The sequence below is a fragment of the Dactylosporangium sp. NPDC005555 genome, assembly GCF_040605635.1.
In the GTDB taxonomy this organism is placed as follows: Bacteria; Actinomycetota; Actinomycetes; order Mycobacteriales; family Micromonosporaceae; genus Dactylosporangium.
Window position 1 is genome coordinate 56,457 of the sequence record NZ_JBEXDG010000057.1, and the last position, 16,661, is coordinate 73,117.

Below are 16,661 nucleotides of genomic sequence, written 5' to 3' on the forward strand. Positions count from 1 at the left end.
GTTTATGGGGCGTCGCACACCTGCCGGAGCCCGGCGACGGCGGCGTCGACCGGCAGCACCCCCGACAGTGCCCCTGACAGTGCCCCTGACAGTGCGGACGCGTCGCGCGGGCGCAGCGACACCGCGCCGGCGGCGGCCTCCCGCTCCCCCACGACCGCGACGAACGGCACCTTCCGCGCCGCCGCCTGCCGGATCCGCGCGCCGAGGCTCCCCGCGTGCCACTCCTCGACCCGCAGGTCGGCGACCCGGCAGGCGCGCAGGAACGCCCCGCCGGCGCACGCGTCGGACACGGGCAGGACCACGACCTGCAGCGGCGCGTACCAGGCCGGGAACGCCCCGTCGTGCACCTCGATCAGGTGCGCGAAGAGCCGCTCCATGCTGCCCGCCACGCTGCGGTGCACCATGACGGGCCGCCGGCGCGCGCCGCCCGCGTCCACATAGGACAGGTCGAAGCGGGCCGGCTGGAAGTGGTCGACCTGCACGGTGGCGAGGGTGCTCTCCCGCCCGGCGTGGTCGACCACCTGCACGTCGATCTTCGGCCCGTAGAACGCGGCCTCGCCGGGAGCCTCGACGTAGGACACGTTCGCGGTGTCGAGGGCTTCCCTCAGTACCGACGACGCCGCGGACCACATGCCGGGGTCGTCGACGTACTTCCCGCCGTCCCCGCGCAACGACAGGCGGAACGACGACGGCGAGAAGCCGAGCGCCTCGTGCGCGACCCGCATCAGCCGCAGCGACTCGACGACCTCGTCGTGCACCTGGTCCTCGGCGCAGAAGACGTGGCCGTCGTTGAGGGAGATGGCCCGCACGCGCGACAGGCCACCGAGGACGCCGGAGCGTTCGGCGCGGTACTGCCCGCCGATCTCCCCGATGCGCAGCGGCAGCTCACGGTAGGACCGGCCGCGCGCGGCGAACACGGCCGCGTGATGCGGGCAGAGGCTGGGCCGCAGCACGAACGCGTCGTGCTCGCTGAGCGCCATCGGCGGGAACATGTCGTCGGCGAAGTGCGGCAGGTGCCCCGATCTGACGTACATCTCCTGCTTGGCGAGGGGCGGGGAGTACACGTGCTGGTAGCCGGCCCGGCGTTCGAGGGCGTGGAGGTAGTCCTCGACGGCGCGGCGGGCGGCGGCGCCGGCGGGCAGCCACAGTGGCAGCCCCGCGCCGACGAGCGGGTCGGAGTGGAAGAGCTCGAGGTCGCGGCCGAGCTTGCGATGGTCCTGCATGGTCATGACTCCCTTTCGCAGGGTTGCGGAAAGGGGCGGCGCGCACGAAAAAGCTCCGGGGCGCACGCCCCGGAGCTTCGCTGGACAGTGAGTGTCAGCGCCGCCGGGGTCGACCCGGCGTCGTCGTGGACAGTGCGCTGTGACTCATGCCCACGAGAATAGCGCGCCGGTATCCGAGCGCGACGGGTATAAACGTGCGGTGCCTGAAGGTCACACCATCCACCGTCTCGCCGAGCTGCACCGCAAGCGCTTCGCGGGCCGCGCCGTCGCCGTCAGCAGCCCGCAGGGCCGGTTCGCCGACGGCGCCGCCCGCGTCGACGGGCTGGTCCTGCTCGGCACGGCCGCGCACGGCAAGCATCTGCTGCACCGGTACGAGGGCGACATCACGCTGCACGTGCACCTGGGTCTCTACGGCAAGTTCACCGACGGCGACGGCGACCCGCCCCCGGCGGTCGGGGAGGTCCGGCTGCGGATGACGAACGGCGAGCACTGGCTCGACCTGCGCGGCCCCACCGCCTGCGAGCTGCTCGACCCGCTGCAGGTCGAGGCCCTGCACGCCCGCCTCGGCCCGGACCCGCTCGCGGACACCGACGACGGCGGGTTGAAGGCGTTCGCCGCGATCAAGAGGTCGCAGCGGCCGCTCATGGCGCTGCTGATGGACCAGTCGATCGTCGCGGGCGCCGGGCTGATCTACGTGACGGAGGCGCTGTTCCGGGCCGGGCTGCGCCCGACGGTCGCCGGGCGGCGGCTGACCCGCTCCAGGTGGAACGCGATCTGGCAGGACCTGCGGATGCTGATGCGCACCGGGGTGCAGGACGGCCGGATCGACACCGTCCGCAGCGCCCACCTGCCCGAGGCGATGGGCCGTGCCCCGCGCGTCGACCGGCACGGCGGCGAGGTCTACGTGTACCGCCGCACGAACCAGCCCTGCCTGGTCTGCGGCACCCCGGTGCACACGGCGGAACTCAACGCGCGCAACGCCTATTGGTGCCCGGTCTGCCAGGCGACCCGCTGATGGTCGCCGCCCTGGAGCTGCACCTCGACGAGCGCTCCACCCGCCGGATCCGGGTGCTGTGGGACCTCCTCGAAGACCTCGGCGTGCAGACGCTGCGGACCCCGCACGACGGCCGGCACCGGCCGCACGTGTCGCTGATCAGCGCCCGGGCGCTCGACCCGGACGCGGTCGCCGAGGCGCTGAAGCCGGTGCGGGTCGCGACGCCGCTGCGGCTCAACTTCCAGTTCGCGGGCGTGTTCGTCGGGCGGGTCGTGTTCCTGGGCCTGGCGCCGACCCCCGACCTGATGCGGCACCAGGCCCAGGTCTGGCATCACCTCACCGCGGCCGGGATCGAGGCGCTGCCGCTGTACGACCCCGGCGAATGGGTCCCGCACTGCACCGTGTCGATGCGGGTGCCCCGGCCGATCCTCACCGACGCGCTCCGGCGCTGCCTGGAGGTCCTCCCGATCGAGGCGACCGTGAAAAAGGCCGCCGTCGTCGACTACGCCCGCGACGTCTATCGCGAGCTGCCGTGACGCTCCCGGACCGGGAGGATCAGTCCTCGGCGTGGAGCATCAGCTGGCGGGCCGCCTCGGCGACCGAGCCGGAGATCGACGGGTAGATCGTGATGGTGTGGGCGAGCTGGTCGACGCTCAGATGGTTCTCCACCGCCATGGCGATCGGCATGATCAGCTCGCTGGCCTTCGGTGCGACCACGACACCGCCGACGACCAGGCCCGACGCGGGCCGGCAGAAGATCTTCACGAAGCCGTCGTCGAGCCCGTCCATCTTCGCGCGGGCGTTGCCGGCCAGCGGCAGCATGACCGAGCGGGCCGGCACGCGACCGCTGTCGATGTCGGACTGGGTGATGCCGACGGAGGCGAGCTCCGGGTCGGTGAACACGTTGGCCGCGACGGTGCGCAGCTTCAGCGGGGCGACCGCCTCCCCGAGCGCGTGCCACATGGCGATCCGCCCCTGCATGGCGGCGACGCTGGCCAGGGGCAGCAGGCCGGTGCAGTCGCCGGCCGCGTAGATGCCGGGGACGTTGGTCCGCGAGACCCGGTCGACGGTGACGTAGCCGCCGGGGGCGACCTCCACGCCGTACTCCGTGAGGCCCAGCGCCGACGTCTGCGGCACCGAGCCGACCGCCATCAGCACGTGCGAGCCCTCGACCGAGCGGCCGTCGGCGAGCTCGACCACGACCCCGCTGTCGACCCTGCGGGCGGCGGCGGCGCGGGAGTTGTTGAGGATCGTCATGCCCCGCGCGCGGAAGACCCGCTCGATCGCCATCGCGGCGTCGGGGTCCTCGTGCGGCATGACCCGGTCGCGGCTGGAGACCAGGGTGACGTCGATGCCCATCGCCAGATACGCGGAGGCGAACTCGGCGCCGGTCACACCGGACCCGACCACGATCAGGTGCTCGGGCAGCTGGGGCAGGTCGTACACCTGCCGCCAGTCGAGGATCCGCTCGCCGTCCGGCGCCGCGGTCTGCAGCACCCTGGGGGTCGCACCGGAGGCCAGCAACACCGTTGAGGCGGCGATCACATACGGAGCGTCACCGCCCGCCGGTGTGATCTGCACCGCGTGGGTGTGACCGAGCGTGTCCTCTCCGAGGCGCGCAGTGCCGGTGACGAACTCGACGCCCGCCTTGACGAGCTTCGAGTGGATGTCGCTGGACTGGGCGGCGGCGAGGCGCTTGACCCGCCGGTGCACGGCCGGGCCGTCGACGCGCACGTCGTCGCCGGGCGGGCCCATGACCCCGAACTCCTCGGTGTCCAGGTGCGCGGTGACCACGCTCGAGCTGGCGATGAACGTCTTGGACGGCACGCAGTCGTGCAGCACACAAGCGCCACCTGCGCCTTCGGCCTCGATCACGGTGACCTCGGCGCCGAGCTGCGCGGCGACCAGCGCCGCCTCATAGCCCGCCGGGCCCCCTCCGATGATCACGATCCGGCCCACGAACGCCACCCTTCTCGCCTGCTGTCGCAACATTGTCCCTCGTCGGCGTGCGCCTCTGAGCAGGGACCCAGCCGAACGGCCGCAACGCGCCGACGAGTGGATCCGAATCCGACACGCTCCGCAGTATTCTCTCCCACGCCCTGACGGGTTTATCGTCATCGCCGTGCGTCATTACGCCGCGTATGGCTCGAACCTGGATCCGGCCCGCATGCGGGCCTACTGTCCGTATTCGCCGATGATCGGCACCGGCTGGCTGGAAGGCTGGCGGCTGACGTTCGCCGGTGAGGATGTTCTCGGCTGGGAGGGCTCGGTCACCACGATCGTCGAGTCACCCGGCGATCGGGTCTTCGTCGCGCTCTACGACGTCCACCCCAACGACGAGAAGCAGCTCGACGAGGTCGAGGGGCAGCTCGCCGGCACGTACCAGAAGCTGCACCTGCGCGTGGCCACCCTCGACGGTGACGCGACCGCGTGGGTGTATGTCTTCAACGGGTACGAGGGCGGCCTGCCGACGGCCTGGTATCTCGCCGAGATCGCCAACGCGGCCGCGAAGGCGGGCGCGCCGGCGGACTACCTGGACGAGCTGCGGGGCCGGCCGACCAAGACCGCCATGCCCTAGAGCGGGCGCTCGTAGACGTCCGCCGCGAACACCACCGTCATGCCGACGCCGGTGTAGAGGTGGTATGCGCCCGTCGGGTTGGTCAGGTCGACGCCGAGCCCGGCCGACGTGCGCCCCTTCGCCGCGTACGTCGCGAAGGCCGTCCGCAGCAGCGCGCCGCCGAGCCCGCTCTTGCGGTGCCCGCGCAGCACGGCCAGGTTCTTGATCCAGCCCTCGCCGTGCTCGACGGCCTGGTCGGCGGACTGCAGCACGCCGACGATCTCGCCGTCGGCCCCGCTGCCGGTCAGGGCCACGAACCACTCGTCCCAGCTGATCGACGGCAGGCTGTCCAGGGCCGCGCGCCAGTCGTCGTACGCCGTCGGCTGGAAGTCCGGGGTGTCGGCGAACGCCGTCTCGAGCACCTCGTGGAAGCGTGGCAGGTCCTCGGGCGTGACCGGGCGGATGCCGAGGCCGGTCGGGGCGGTCTCGGCGCCGGTCAGCGGGCGGCGCATCCGGGCGTGCCGTTTGACGAAGGCGAAGCCGCCGGCCTGCAGTACCGACACCAGCGCCGTCTCCGAGGCGAGCGTCCCGGCGCGCAGGATGCCCTCGGTGACGCCGTTGCGGCGGGCGCGGCCGGCGGCCCGGGCGACCGTCAGCGCCAGCAGCGGCGCGTAGGCGGGCTCGCCGCGGCCGGGCCAGGCGTAGAGCTCGACGTTGTCACGGGCGCCGCGCTGCGGGTTGTCGACGTACGCCCAGGCGACCGGCTCGCCGTCAGGGCCGGCGGCGAGCCAGGCGTCGACCGCGGGGTCCTCGGACGGTGCGGTGAGCGTCGCCACGATCTCGTCCTCGGACCAGTCGGGCTCGCCGAGGGCGGCGATGTCGCTGGCCCGCGTGATGGCCAGGATGGCCGGCACGTCGCGCAGCGTGCAGCCGCGCACGGTCCAGCCGTCCAGTCCCGGCAGCGCACGCGGGCGGCCGCCCGGCCCCGGCAGGTCGCCCGGGCCGGCATCCGGGCCTGGCAGGTCGCTCGGGCCGGCGTCCGACCCCGGCAACGCGCCCGGACGGGCGTCCGGCCCTGGCAGGTCGCTCGGGCCGGCGTCCGGGCCTGGTTGGTCGCTCATACGGGCGCTCCTTCCCGGACGGTGGTGACGGCCGCGTCGAGAAGGTTGACCAGCTCGACGCGCTCGGTGGGGGCGAGGGCGCGGAACGCCTCGCCGGCGATCCGGTCGGTGAGGGCCTCGGCCCAGCTGCGGCGGCGCACGAGCGGCTCGAACGGCGGGAACGGCGGCTGCCAGCCGAACGCCGTCGCGCCGGCCTCGCCCTCGGGCCCGGCGATGATCGCCTCCAGGGGGCTGAGGCCGCTGGCCCGGATCGCGAGGAGGTGTGCGGCGCCGCGGTGCTCGCGCAGCAGGTGGGCCAGGACGGCGGCGCGGGCGCCCGGCGAGTCGTCGGGCAGCGGCATCGCCCGCCACGCCGCGAACAGCGGCATACCGGCCGTCTCGGCGCTGACCACGACCCGCTCGGCGAGCTCGACGAGTTTCGGCAGCGCGTAGAAGCTCTCCAGGTGCTCGCGCCCCCAGCGGCAGCACTCGTCGAGGTTGTCGGCGGCGATCTGCTCGGGCGGGGCGACCTTGCGGGCCGCGTCCCAGCCGTCCTGCACCGCCTCGGGCGCGATGAAGCCCAGCGCCGCGGCGACCGTGTCGGCCCGCACGTCGCCGAGGGCGCCGCCGCGACCGGCGACGTAGAACGCCCAGCCGGTCAGCCCGATCTGCCGTGCCCGGCGCATGGTCTTGGGGTCGTCGCTGAAGGCGCCGCCCAGCATCAGGACGGCCTGCTTCGCCGCCGCTGCCGCCTGCTCGGGAGTCACCCGGCTCATTCTGCCTGCTCGGGTGGATCACAGAGTAGGCACTCGTTCGTGGTGATGCGTCAGGTCGGGTTCAGGACAGGTCCGCGAGGGCGTCCTGGGCGATTTTCACCCGTTTCTCGGCTGACCTGATCGCTTTCCCTGCGGCGGCGACGGCGCGCTCCGCCTCCGACTTGGCGGTCTCCGCGTCGCTCAGCTGCTGCAGCGCGGTCATCAGCTCGCGGCGGGCCTGCTTGACGGCTCTGGCGTGATCCTCCTCGGCGCGGCGCCGCTCCTCCTCGCGCCTGCGGGCCTCGGCGCGCTGCTCCCGGTCGTCCTGCGTGGGCGCGGACCGTTTCGCCGTCACGGTGCCGACGCCCTGCTCGCCCTGGACCAGCCGCAGCTGTGGCCTCGGGGTCTCCCCGAAACCGGTGTATTCGAGCGATTTCGTCAGGGCTCCCTCCCGTACCGCCGCCGCGACGGCAGCATCGGCCAGCGCCGCCGCAAGGGTGCCCTCCACCTCTGTGAGCGGGGCGGTGTCCCGGCCGGCGAGTCCCGCGGCCTCCTTCGCCAGCGCGGAGACGGTCGCGCGGCGGCGGGTGGACAGCTCGCGCAGCTCGGCACCCCGCAGGTCGCGCTGGGCGTCGCGGAGCCGCTCACCGAGCTCCAGCAGCTCCTCGACCAGGTCGGGCCGCTCGTGGGCGAGGAGGTTGACCAGCCAAGCGGCGACGGTCGGCTTGCGCAGCTTGCCGACCGCGGCGGCGAGCCCGGTGTCGCGCGCCTTACGGGCCTTCGCGACCTCCTCGGACCGGATCGCGACGAAGTCCTCCGGCGGCGCCGAGTACAACCTGGCCACCACGGCGGCGAGCGCATCGTCCACCATCCGATCGTAGGATCAGCGGATGCGCGCGGACGTCTATTTCTCCCTCGACGTCGAGGCCGACGGCCCGATCCCGGGGCCCTACTCGATGGTGAGCGTCGGCCTGGCGGTCGCCGGGCGGTCCGACGGGGTGTTCGTGGCCGCGGACCCGACCGCCGACACGTTCTACCGGGAGCTGCGCCCGATCAGCGACGACTTCGTCCCCGAGGCCCTGGCGGTGTCCGGGCTGGACCGGGCGGCACTGCTGCGCGACGGCGCCGATCCGACGTCCGCGATGGGCGAGCTCGGCGACTGGGTGACCCGCGTCGCGGGCGACGGACGGCCCGTCATCGTGGCCTACCCGGCCGTGTTCGACTGGATGTTCCTGTACTGGTACCTGCTGCGCTTCACCGGTCACAGCGTCTTCGGCCACTCCGGCTGCCTGGACATCAAGACCCTCTACGCGGTCCGCGCGGGTGTGCCGATCGGCGCGGCCGTGAAGGGCCGGATGCCGGCGCACCTGCTGTCGCAGCGCCGGCACACCCACCACGCGCTCGACGACGCCGTCGAGCAGGCCGAGCTCTTCGCGAACCTGATGGCTTGGCGGCCCTAGGCGGCCCTAGACCGACTCGCCCGGGTCGAGCCTGGCGTACCGCGTGCCCGACAGCCTGGTCATGTGGCCGGTGACCATCTGCTGACCGGCGTCCACGAGCAGGCTGTCGTGCAGCGCGAACGCCCGCTCCGGCGCGACCGCCCGGGTGAAGTCGATCGCCTCGGCGAGCTTCAGCCACGGCGCGGACACCGGCACGAACAGCGTCGCGATCCGCTCGTCCGGCACGTGGAACGCGTCACCGGGGTGGTAGAGCGGCCCGTCCGGGGTGTCGATCACGAAGCCGACGTTGACGATCCGCGGGATGTCGGCGTGGATCACCGCGTGCTGCCCGCCGACCGCGCGGACCGTCATCCCGCCGGCGACGAACGTGTCACCGACCTCGACCGCGTAGACGTCGGCGTCGAGGTCGGTCAGCTGCGCCTCGACGTCGGCGTGGGTGTGCACGGTCAGCTCGGGGCGTTTCAGCGCGCGCAGCGCCTCGATGTCGACGTGGTCGAAGTGCTCGTGCGTGATGAGGACCGCGTCGGCGCCGTCGAGGGCCTCCGCCTCGCTGAAGACCCCCGGGTCGATCACCAGCACCCCGCCGTCGTGCTCGATGCGCAGACAGGCGTGCGTGAACTTGGTGATGCGCATGACCGGTCTCCCCTTCGCCGTGCTCTCGCCGTGGCTTCGCTGTGTCGTAACCGTGACTGTGCACCCGGGAACCGGTGTGGCGCCCCTCAGCGTCCCAAGGTGCAGTTCGATCGCTCCGGTCGACCCTACCCAGGAGGCGTCATGTCAGTCAGGCGCACCAGACTGTTCCTCACGGTGGCAGGTGCCGTGCTGCTCGTCGCGGTGAGTGGCTGCGCCGCCGACGGCAGCGACAAGGCCGCCAGCACCGCGGACCGCGGCAACGTCCCGGCGGCGGCCGGTGGCATGGCGCAGGAGGGCGGCGGCCCGGGCGCCGGGCCCGCTCCGGCGAAGGAACCCGTCCAGGACCCCAACGCCGCCAAGGTCCCCGACAACCTGGACACCGAGAACCGTTCGATCATCTACTCGGGCACGATGACGGTCCGGGTCGACGACGTCGACGCCGCGGCCGCGAAGGCCATCTCCCTCGCCACCGCCGCGGGCGGCTTCGTCGGCGGCGACAACCGCCGGCGCGACGACCGCCGCTCCACGGGCACCCTGGTCCTGCGCATCCCGGCACAGAAGTTCACGCCGACCCTGGACCAGCTCAAGGACCTCGGCGACGAGGAGAACCGCACCATCACCGCGCAGGACGTGACCGACCAGGTCGTCGACGTCCAGGCCCGCCTCGACAACGCCACGGCGAGCGTCGACCGCATCCGCGCCCTGCTGGCGAAGGCCACCACGATCGGCGAGGTCACCTCGCTGGAGTCGGAGCTGTCCCGCCGCCTCTCCGACCTGGAGTCGTTGCAGGCCCGCAAGCGCAAGCTCGACGGCCTCACCGCCCTGTCCACGATCACCCTCCAGCTCCTCGGCCCCGAGGCCGCGATCACCAGGGACAAGGACGAGATCGGCATCGCCGCGGGCTTCAAGGAGGGTCTGAAGGCGTTCCTGGCCTCGCTCCAGGTGGCGCTGACGGTGCTGGGCTGGCTGACCCCGTGGATCCTGCTGCTGGGTGTTCCGGTGTACCTCCTGGTCTGGCTGATCCGCCGCTTCCGCCCCCGGCGCCCCGTCCTGGCGGCCGCGGGTCCTCAGGCGGGTCCGCTGCCGGGCTGGAGCGCCCCGCCGCCCCCGGCCGGTCCGCGCCCCGCACAGGGCCCCACCGGTCCTCGCCCCACACAGGGCCCCGGACAGGGCCCCGGCGGCCCCCGCACCGGCGCCCTGATGGCCGGCCGTGGCCCTGTCCCGCCCCCGCCCGCCGTCCGCCCCGCCGGCCAGCTCTCCGCACCACCCGCCGCCGGTCCGGCCTCCGCTCAGCCTGCCGCTGGGTCCGCCTCCTCCACGTCTCCCACGTCTCCGACACCCTCCCCGTCCGACATTTCGGACTCTTCGGATTCATCTGGCACGGCGGCGGGCGACGGAGAGCGGGATGCGCAGACGCCGCCGTTCCCGGCGCTGTCGAAGCGGGACGAAGACGACCCGGAGAACCGCTGAACCATCCACCCGCGGCCCGGCACCACGAGGCAGCGGGCGGACCGTCCGTCGACGGACCCGCACCACGTCCGGAGCGGCGGCCTGTCAGGGGCTCGCCGGAAGGTTGGAGGCCGTCGCGGGTTCGTCCGAGGGGTCCGACAGGACCGTCACAAGGCCGGCCACGGCGGTGGCGAAGGCGGGGCGCTGCTGGTAGCCGGAATGGCCGTCGACCTTGGGGTACACCGTGTCACCCGCGGCGATGTCGAAGCCCGGCGGGTCGACCAGCCGCACATCCCGTGCGGCGGGTGACTGGACCGGGCCGCCGATCGGGTCGGTGTCGCGCCACAGGTTGACCCAACGGGGGCTGTGCTGCCCCGCGCCGAGGACGCCATCCTCGGGGCGGGACAGCACCGCACCGATCCGTCCCAGCACGGCGTCGTTGACGTAGGCGGGGAAGAACCGCGCGTACAGGCGGCGCAGCGGCGAGCCGTAGGTCAGCAGCGCGGTCCGGGCCTGCGCCTCCGGCGGTAGCTGCAGGACGGTCGCGGCGGCCAGGACGGTGCCCTGGCTGTGCCCGGACAGGATGACGCCGCCCTGCTCGGCGGCGAGCCACCCGGCGCGCCTGGCGAGTTCCGGCACGGCCCGCTCGGCGTAGCACGGCGGCGCGAGCGGATGGGCGGCGCGGGGCCAGAAGGTGCCCAGGTCCCAGAGCACGCCCACGATGCGGCGGAAGCGTTGGTACCGGTACGCCAGCACCCCGATGAACACGAGCGCGAAGGCCGACAGGCCGATGAGATAGGTGCCGAGGTTGACGACGGCCGACACCACCTCGGCGGTCGCGGAGCCCGAGCCGGCGAGCCGGATCGGCCGCCGCCCCAGCAGGGCGAAGCCGGTCGCGACGACCGCCGCCGCGGCCGTGGGCACGAACACCCACACGAGCATGCGGCCGACGTGGTCGGTGACGAGGGCGTCGGCGACCGCCGTGTCGATGAGTTTCGCCCGCCGCCCGTCGCGCTGCCGTCCGCCGCGGAAGTCGGCGTCGGTGACGACCCGGGCGTAGCGGCGCAGGCGGCGCACCAGCGGCAGTCCCAGGACCAGGCCGACGAGCGCGGCGATCACCAGGAGCAGGACGAAGCCCGCGGCGGCCCACTCGTACGCGGGCGGCGGCTCCAGCGACAAGGGCGCCTGCGCGTAGTCGGCGGTGGTGGCGAGGGCCCGCCGGTTGAGCAGGTCGGCGACCCGGTAGGCCAGGCCCGCCGCGAACGCGACGGCGACGCCGAGGCCGGTGCTCGCGATCAGCGGCCCCGCGAGGCCCTGCAGGAACGTGCCCCTGGGCCTGGTCGCGAGCACGACCGCGCCGAGGATCAGCATGAGCAGGACCTGCACGGCGAAGAGCACGGTGACGGTGCCGCTGAAGACCGGCAGGCGGCCCGTCGCCTCCCACGGGTCGCGGTCGAGGCAGGCGTACGCGATGACGAAGCCGGTCAGGACGACGGCCGCGTGGCTCATGACCCGCGTGAACGGCTTCGCCCAGGAGGCGGGCGCGTCGCGGTGCACGACGGCGCTCAGGGTGACCGCGAGGACGCCCAGCAGCAGGATCGCCGCGGTCAGGGCGGCGAGCGCGTAACCGAGGGGGTGCCGGTCCCGCGGGACGAGGACGCCGAGGAGCACCGCGTCGAGGGTGGCGAACGCGACGGCGATGTGCAGCGACCGGAGCCTGCCGACGAGGGGGCGGCCGTTCCAGAAGCAGGGGTGGGCGAGCCCGTCGCCGTCGCCGTCGGTCGTGACGGGGAACGCCTCGTAGCGGGCCCAGGTGCGCCTTCCGAGGAACCACAGGAACGCGATCGCGAGGACCGGGACCAGCGCGGTGATGGCGAGCCGCCGGCCGGTGGTGGCGTCGACGAGGACCGCCAGGTAGCCGCGGCCCTCCAGGCAGCGGGCCTGCGCCGCGCACTGCCAGCCGACGAGGTCCATCGAGATCTCGACGAACGACAGGACGAACGACGCGGTCATGGTCAGCGCGAACACGCGGGTCAGTGCCCGGATCACCGCCCGTGCCCCGGCGCCGACGTCGGGGCGCAGCCAGATCGCGACGTTGGCGAACATGAAGGGCAGCAGGAGCAACCAGAGCGCGCGGGCCGCGGCACCGGCGGTGAGGTTGCCCCAGCGGTACGCCTCCAGGGTGACGCCGCCGGGGCCGGTGACCGCGCCGTATTCCGCGCGGGGACGGAAGAACCCGGCGTCGGTGTCGCCCGCGACCCGCCGCAGCAGCGGCCGGTCGAGGACGTCCTCCGCCGGGGTTCCGGTGACGCCGTGCACGCGCAATTCAGTGACCACGGCCTATAGCTATCAGGCCGGTGGGCTTTTTAGAAGGCTCCCGCGCTCAGCGCGGCCAGGGCGGTGTGCACCATGACCCGGACGCCGTAGCCGATCGAGCGTTCGTCGACGTCGAACGCCGACTGGTGGATGTCGAACTTCTGGTCGGAGCCGGGCACGCCGACGCCGAGCCGGATCATCGAGCCGGGCACACTGTCGAGGTAGAACGCGAAGTCCTCGCCGCCCATGCTGATCTCGGCCTCGATGACGCGGTCCGGGCCGAGGGCCGCGCCGGCGGCACCGGCGATGATCGCGGTGGCGAGCCGGTCGTTGACGACGGGCGGCACGCCGCGGGTGTATTTGACCTCGACGTCGGCGCCGGTCGGCGCGATGACGTCGTGGACGAGCTTGGTGACCAGCTCCGGCACGTCGCGCCAGGCGTCGCGGCTCAGCACCCGGATCGTGCCGCGGGCGACGCCCTCGATCGGGATCGCGTTGGCCGCCTCACCGGCCCGCACGGCGCCCCACACCATGGAGACCCCGGCGCGGGCGTCGAGCTTGCGGTCCAGCAGCGACGGCACGTCGACGAGGATCCGGCCGAGCGCGTGGACCAGGTCGGCGGTCAGGTGCGGCCGGGCGGTGTGCCCGCCGCGGCCGGTGAGCCGGACCTCGATCTTGTCGGCGGCGGCGGTGAACGGCCCCGAGCGGACCCCGACGAGCCCGACGGGCAGCTGCGGCGCGCAGTGCAGCGCGAAGATCGCGGCGACGTCCTTCAGGCCCCCGGCGGCGATGACGTCGGGCGCGCCGGACGGCATCGTCTCCTCGGCCGGCTGGAACAGCAGCCGCACCCTGCCGGGCAGCTCGTCGCGCTCGGCGAGCTGCGCCAGGGCGAGCCCGACGCCGAGCAGGATCGTGGTGTGCACGTCGTGGCCGCAGGCGTGGCAGACGTTGTCGACGGTCGAGCGGTAGGGCACGTCCTTGGTGTCCGGCAGCGGCAGCGCGTCCAGGTCCGCGCGCAGCGCGATGACCCGGTCGCCGTAGCCGATGTCGCACATGACGCCGTTGCCCTTGGGCAGCATGCGGGGCGAAAGACCGGCGCGGGTCAGCTCGCGGGCGACGAGGGCCGCCGTCTCGAACTCCTGGCCGGAGAGCTCCGGATGCGCGTGAATGTGACGTCGTACGGCGACGAGCTCGGCGCCCCGGGAGGTGAGCCAGCGGTCGAGCTGACCGGGCAGCGGATCGGCCCCGGGTGGAGTCTCGGGCCAGGACGACGTCAACTTGCTGACCCGGGCCGCGGCAGCGGCGGGATCGGGCAGCGTCAGCGCTCTCGTCACGGTGAGTTCTCTATTTCGGTCTAAAGGAGCGGCCCGCCCCATGCGCGCCATGGACAGACTAACTGGGTCAAGGTGACGGAGCGCAACATCATTCTCGTGATGTTGAGATAGCTGAGCGTCACTTGGTTGGTACTGGAGGCGTAAAGATGCTGGCCTCGTCGGAAGTGTGCGGTCCGCTTCTGACAAGAACCCCTCACCTCCTACAACGGGTGACAGGCGCCACGGTCACGTGGTGTCGCGAGTAACTTTTCGCCTCGGTGTGTCGTCCATCGTCGCCGCAGATCGACGCACAGTGACGGAAGACGTCGCAGAGTGGCATGACCCCTGGGGGTCACCGCCGCACCGCGTGTCCGTCCAGCACACCGATCGGCAGGTCCACCGGGAAATCCAGGGAAAGTAGTCCCCCGATGTTCCGGATACGTTTCGGTCCCCTGCGTAGACGCTCCGCCCTTACCTTCGGGTTCCCCGAATGAGCGGATTCAATCCAACCGCTTCAGGAGCGCGACAAGATCATCACGCTCGGTTGCGCGCGGGTCACGGTACGGTGAAGGAGGGGACCCCACCTTTCTTAACGGGCGAGCAGCACGCAAGATAGGGGGGACCGCGGTCGTACAGCGAGAAAGTCATCTCCCCTCCATGACGACGGTTTACAGCCTGTGACTCAGCTCCCGACGTGGCACGGCGAGCCCCTGCCATCCACCGGCGCTCTGGCTTCCGCCGGAGCCGGGCGTGATCCTGCGCGCGGCCCTGAGCAGCGGGAGCCCCGCGAGCCTGGCTCCACGAGCATGCCCGTGCCCGGCCAACGCGCCGCTCCGGGCGTGGTGATCGGCGGGCGCTATGCGCTGCGCACCGCCATCGGCCACGGCGGCATGGGCACCGTGTGGCGCGCCAGCGACACCGTGCTGCGCCGCGACGTGGCGGTCAAAGAGGTGATCCTCCCGCCCAACATGGCGCCCAGCGACCGCGACTCGATGTATCAGCGGACGCTGCGCGAGGCCCGCGCGGCGGCGGCGCTGTCGCACCCGGCCGTCGTCCAGGTCTATGACGTCGTCACCGAGGCCGGCCGCCCGTGGATCGTCATGGAGCTGCTCCAGGCCCGCAGCCTCGCCGAGATGATCGTGGAGGACGGTCCCCTGGCCGCCCGCGCGGTCGCCAAGATCGGCATCGCGCTGCTCGGCGCGCTCGAGGTCGCCCACGCGGCGGGGGTCCTGCACCGCGACGTCAAGCCGGCCAACGTGCTCATCGCCGGCGACGGCCGCTGCGTGCTCACCGACTTCGGCGTGGCCCGCATGCCCACCGACAGCGAGCTGACCACGCCCGGCATGGTGCTCGGCTCGCCGCACTTCATCTCCCCCGAGCGGGCGATCGGCGCCAAGTTCGGCCCGCCCAGCGACCTGTTCTCCCTCGGCGTGACGCTCTACACGGCCGTCGAGGGCCGTCCGCCGTTCGACCGGCGCGACCCGTTCGAGACGATGCGCGCCGTCGTCGAGGAGCCCCCGGCCCAGGCGGTCCGCGCCGGCCCGCTCGCCGGCGTGCTCTATGGCCTGCTGGAGAAGGACCCGGCCCGGCGCTGGAATGTGGAGACCGCCCGCGCGGTCCTGCGCGACCTGCTCGCCGGCCCCCTCGCCAGCAACGCGCCGGCGCACATGACCGACCCGTATGCGGTGGTCCGGCCCACGCACCAGCCGACGGTCGCGACCCCGCAGCTCAACCCGACCGGCCAGATCGGCGGGCGGGCGATGATCGCCCCCGGCGAGACCGTCAGCGGCGCCATGCGGCGCATGCACTCCGGCGGCCCGGTCAGCGGCGCCCCCTCCGGCGGTCAGCACCAGGCGGCCGAGCAGCTGGAGCGCACCGACGCCAGCCGCTTCGCGGCCTACCAGGACGGCCCGCTCGGCACCACCGACTGGACCCAGGCCCCGGCCGAGCCCCCGAAGCAGCCCGGCGCCGACCTCAAGCGCATCGTCACCCAGGCACCGCGCTGGGCGAAGATCGCGGTCGCCGCGGGTGTCGTGGTGGTCCTGATCGTGGCGGTCTCGATGTCCGGCCTGTTCTCCGGCGGGGGCTCCGACAACCAGGCGGGCAAGCCCCCGATCACCACCTCGAGCGCCCCGACCCGGCCGCTGCTGGACGTCGAGGCCTTCGCCCACTCCGGCGGCATCACGGTCAACGTCCCGAAGGGCTGGACCAGGAAGCAGCTCGGCAACGCGAGCGCGCCCTACTGGGACATCACCGACCCGGCGGACCCCAACCGGCGCATCCGCGTCAACATCGAGAAGGCGTCGAACACGCCCCGCGCGTTCCTCGAAAGCGCGGAGAACCGGTTGAAGACGACCGCGTCGAGCTGCGCCCAGCCGTATGCCCACGTCGACATGACCGACAACAAGCTCGACGGGCACGACGCCGCCGTCCTCGAATACACCTGCGGCGCCGGCGACCAGCAACGCCACGCGTTGTGGAACGCGGTCGTCCAGGGCGGCAAGAGCTACCACTTCTTCGTGACCGTGCCCGAGGCCAGATTCGCCGAGAGCAAGGTCATCTTCGACGAGATGGTCCGCTCCTTCAAGCTCAGCACCCCCACGACCACCACCTCCTCCTCAACGGGCCAGTAACCAGCCCGCACCACGGAGCACACCCCTGACGCAGAACCCCATGATCCGGAAGACTTCATGTCGCCCCGACGACGAAAAGTCTTCCGGATCACGAAACCAGCCGGCCCCTCCGATGGCTGGGCGGCGTGCCTCATGATCCGGAAAAGTTGTGGTCGTCAGAGCGCAATGCCGGTGAGTTAAGGATTTGCGTCGAGGGTTGTCGATGCCGCGTGGCGGCTTGCGCAGCAA

Annotated in this window: 15 protein-coding genes; 6 read left to right on the forward strand and 9 right to left on the reverse strand. The window is 72.7% G+C overall.

The genetic code is table 11. The features are described 5' to 3' along the window. Positions 1 to 2: 2 nt before the first annotated feature. A complete protein-coding gene (thrS, locus tag ABZS58_RS40565; RefSeq protein ID WP_354789048.1) occupies positions 3 to 1,223 on the reverse strand; it encodes a threonine--tRNA ligase in 1,221 nt (406 codons plus the stop codon). Positions 1,224 to 1,422: 199 nt separating this feature from the next. On the opposite strand from thrS, the gene ABZS58_RS40570 reads away from it, so the two are divergent. Both ABZS58_RS40570 and ABZS58_RS40575 read left to right on the forward strand, forming a co-directional pair. Then, positions 1,423 to 2,238, forward strand: a complete 816-nt coding sequence (locus ABZS58_RS40570) for a DNA-formamidopyrimidine glycosylase family protein (protein ID WP_354789049.1) — start codon at positions 1,423 to 1,425, stop codon at positions 2,236 to 2,238. Next, positions 2,211 to 2,753: a 2'-5' RNA ligase family protein gene (locus ABZS58_RS40575; RefSeq protein ID WP_354789050.1), complete on the forward strand. Its 543-nt coding sequence runs from the start codon at positions 2,211 to 2,213 to the stop codon at positions 2,751 to 2,753. Before ABZS58_RS40570 ends, ABZS58_RS40575 begins: the two co-directional genes overlap by 28 nt. A 19-nt stretch (positions 2,754 to 2,772) precedes the next feature. Here ABZS58_RS40575 and ABZS58_RS40580 read toward each other — a convergent pair whose 3' ends face one another. Then, positions 2,773 to 4,176, reverse strand: a complete 1,404-nt coding sequence (locus ABZS58_RS40580) for an NAD(P)H-quinone dehydrogenase (RefSeq protein ID WP_354789073.1) — start codon at positions 4,174 to 4,176, stop codon at positions 2,773 to 2,775. 163 nt (positions 4,177 to 4,339) lie between these two features. On the opposite strand from ABZS58_RS40580, the gene ABZS58_RS40585 reads away from it, so the two are divergent. Further along, positions 4,340 to 4,795 carry a gamma-glutamylcyclotransferase family protein gene (locus ABZS58_RS40585; RefSeq protein ID WP_354789051.1) on the forward strand — a complete coding sequence of 152 codons (456 nt, stop codon included), beginning with the start codon at positions 4,340 to 4,342 and terminating at the stop codon, positions 4,793 to 4,795. Here ABZS58_RS40585 and ABZS58_RS40590 read toward each other — a convergent pair. The 3 genes from ABZS58_RS40590 to ABZS58_RS40600 form a co-directional block, all read right to left on the reverse strand. Further along, a complete protein-coding gene (locus ABZS58_RS40590; RefSeq protein ID WP_354789053.1) occupies positions 4,792 to 5,895 on the reverse strand; it encodes an N-acetyltransferase in 1,104 nt (367 codons plus the stop codon). The two genes, ABZS58_RS40585 and ABZS58_RS40590, sit on opposite strands and share 4 nt — an antisense overlap. Beyond that, positions 5,892 to 6,641 (reverse strand): hypothetical protein, encoded by a 750-nt coding sequence (locus tag ABZS58_RS40595; protein WP_354789055.1) that lies wholly within the window; start codon positions 6,639 to 6,641, stop codon positions 5,892 to 5,894. The genes ABZS58_RS40590 and ABZS58_RS40595 overlap by 4 nt, the downstream gene beginning before the upstream one ends. Before the next feature lie 70 nt (positions 6,642 to 6,711). After that, the gene (locus ABZS58_RS40600) at positions 6,712 to 7,500 is read right to left on the reverse strand and encodes a TolC family protein (RefSeq protein ID WP_354789057.1); all 789 of its coding nucleotides are present in this window, start codon (positions 7,498 to 7,500) and stop codon (positions 6,712 to 6,714) included. A gap of 19 nt (positions 7,501 to 7,519) precedes the next feature. On the opposite strand from ABZS58_RS40600, the gene ABZS58_RS40605 reads away from it, so the two are divergent. Beyond that, complete coding sequence (locus ABZS58_RS40605; protein ID WP_354789059.1) at positions 7,520 to 8,089, forward strand: exonuclease; 570 nt, start codon at positions 7,520 to 7,522, stop codon at positions 8,087 to 8,089. A 6-nt stretch (positions 8,090 to 8,095) separates the two neighbouring features. On the opposite strand, the gene ABZS58_RS40610 is transcribed toward ABZS58_RS40605, so the two are convergent. Further along, positions 8,096 to 8,722, reverse strand: a complete 627-nt coding sequence (locus ABZS58_RS40610) for an MBL fold metallo-hydrolase (RefSeq protein WP_354789061.1) — start codon at positions 8,720 to 8,722, stop codon at positions 8,096 to 8,098. A gap of 141 nt (positions 8,723 to 8,863) precedes the next feature. Between ABZS58_RS40610 and ABZS58_RS40615 the strand changes: the two genes are divergently transcribed. Beyond that, positions 8,864 to 10,192: a DUF4349 domain-containing protein gene (locus ABZS58_RS40615; RefSeq protein ID WP_354789062.1), complete on the forward strand. Its 1,329-nt coding sequence runs from the start codon at positions 8,864 to 8,866 to the stop codon at positions 10,190 to 10,192. 84 nt (positions 10,193 to 10,276) lie between these two features. Here ABZS58_RS40615 and ABZS58_RS40620 read toward each other — a convergent pair whose 3' ends face one another. Beyond that, positions 10,277 to 12,508, reverse strand: coding sequence for a hypothetical protein (locus ABZS58_RS40620; RefSeq protein WP_354789063.1), 2,232 nt, complete (start codon positions 12,506 to 12,508; stop codon positions 10,277 to 10,279). Positions 12,509 to 12,537: 29 nt separating this feature from the next. Then, positions 12,538 to 13,821 carry an amidohydrolase gene (locus ABZS58_RS40625; RefSeq protein WP_354789065.1) on the reverse strand — a complete coding sequence of 428 codons (1,284 nt, stop codon included), beginning with the start codon at positions 13,819 to 13,821 and terminating at the stop codon, positions 12,538 to 12,540. A 785-nt stretch (positions 13,822 to 14,606) separates the two neighbouring features. On the opposite strand from ABZS58_RS40625, the gene ABZS58_RS40630 reads away from it, so the two are divergent. Then, positions 14,607 to 16,433 carry a serine/threonine-protein kinase gene (locus tag ABZS58_RS40630; RefSeq protein ID WP_354789066.1) on the forward strand — a complete coding sequence of 609 codons (1,827 nt, stop codon included), beginning with the start codon at positions 14,607 to 14,609 and terminating at the stop codon, positions 16,431 to 16,433. Here ABZS58_RS40630 and ABZS58_RS40635 read toward each other — a convergent pair. Beyond that, positions 16,419 to 16,661 (reverse strand): hypothetical protein (locus ABZS58_RS40635; protein ID WP_354789068.1); only part of this gene is annotated, 243 nt, incomplete at its 5' end. The genes ABZS58_RS40630 and ABZS58_RS40635 overlap by 15 nt on opposite strands.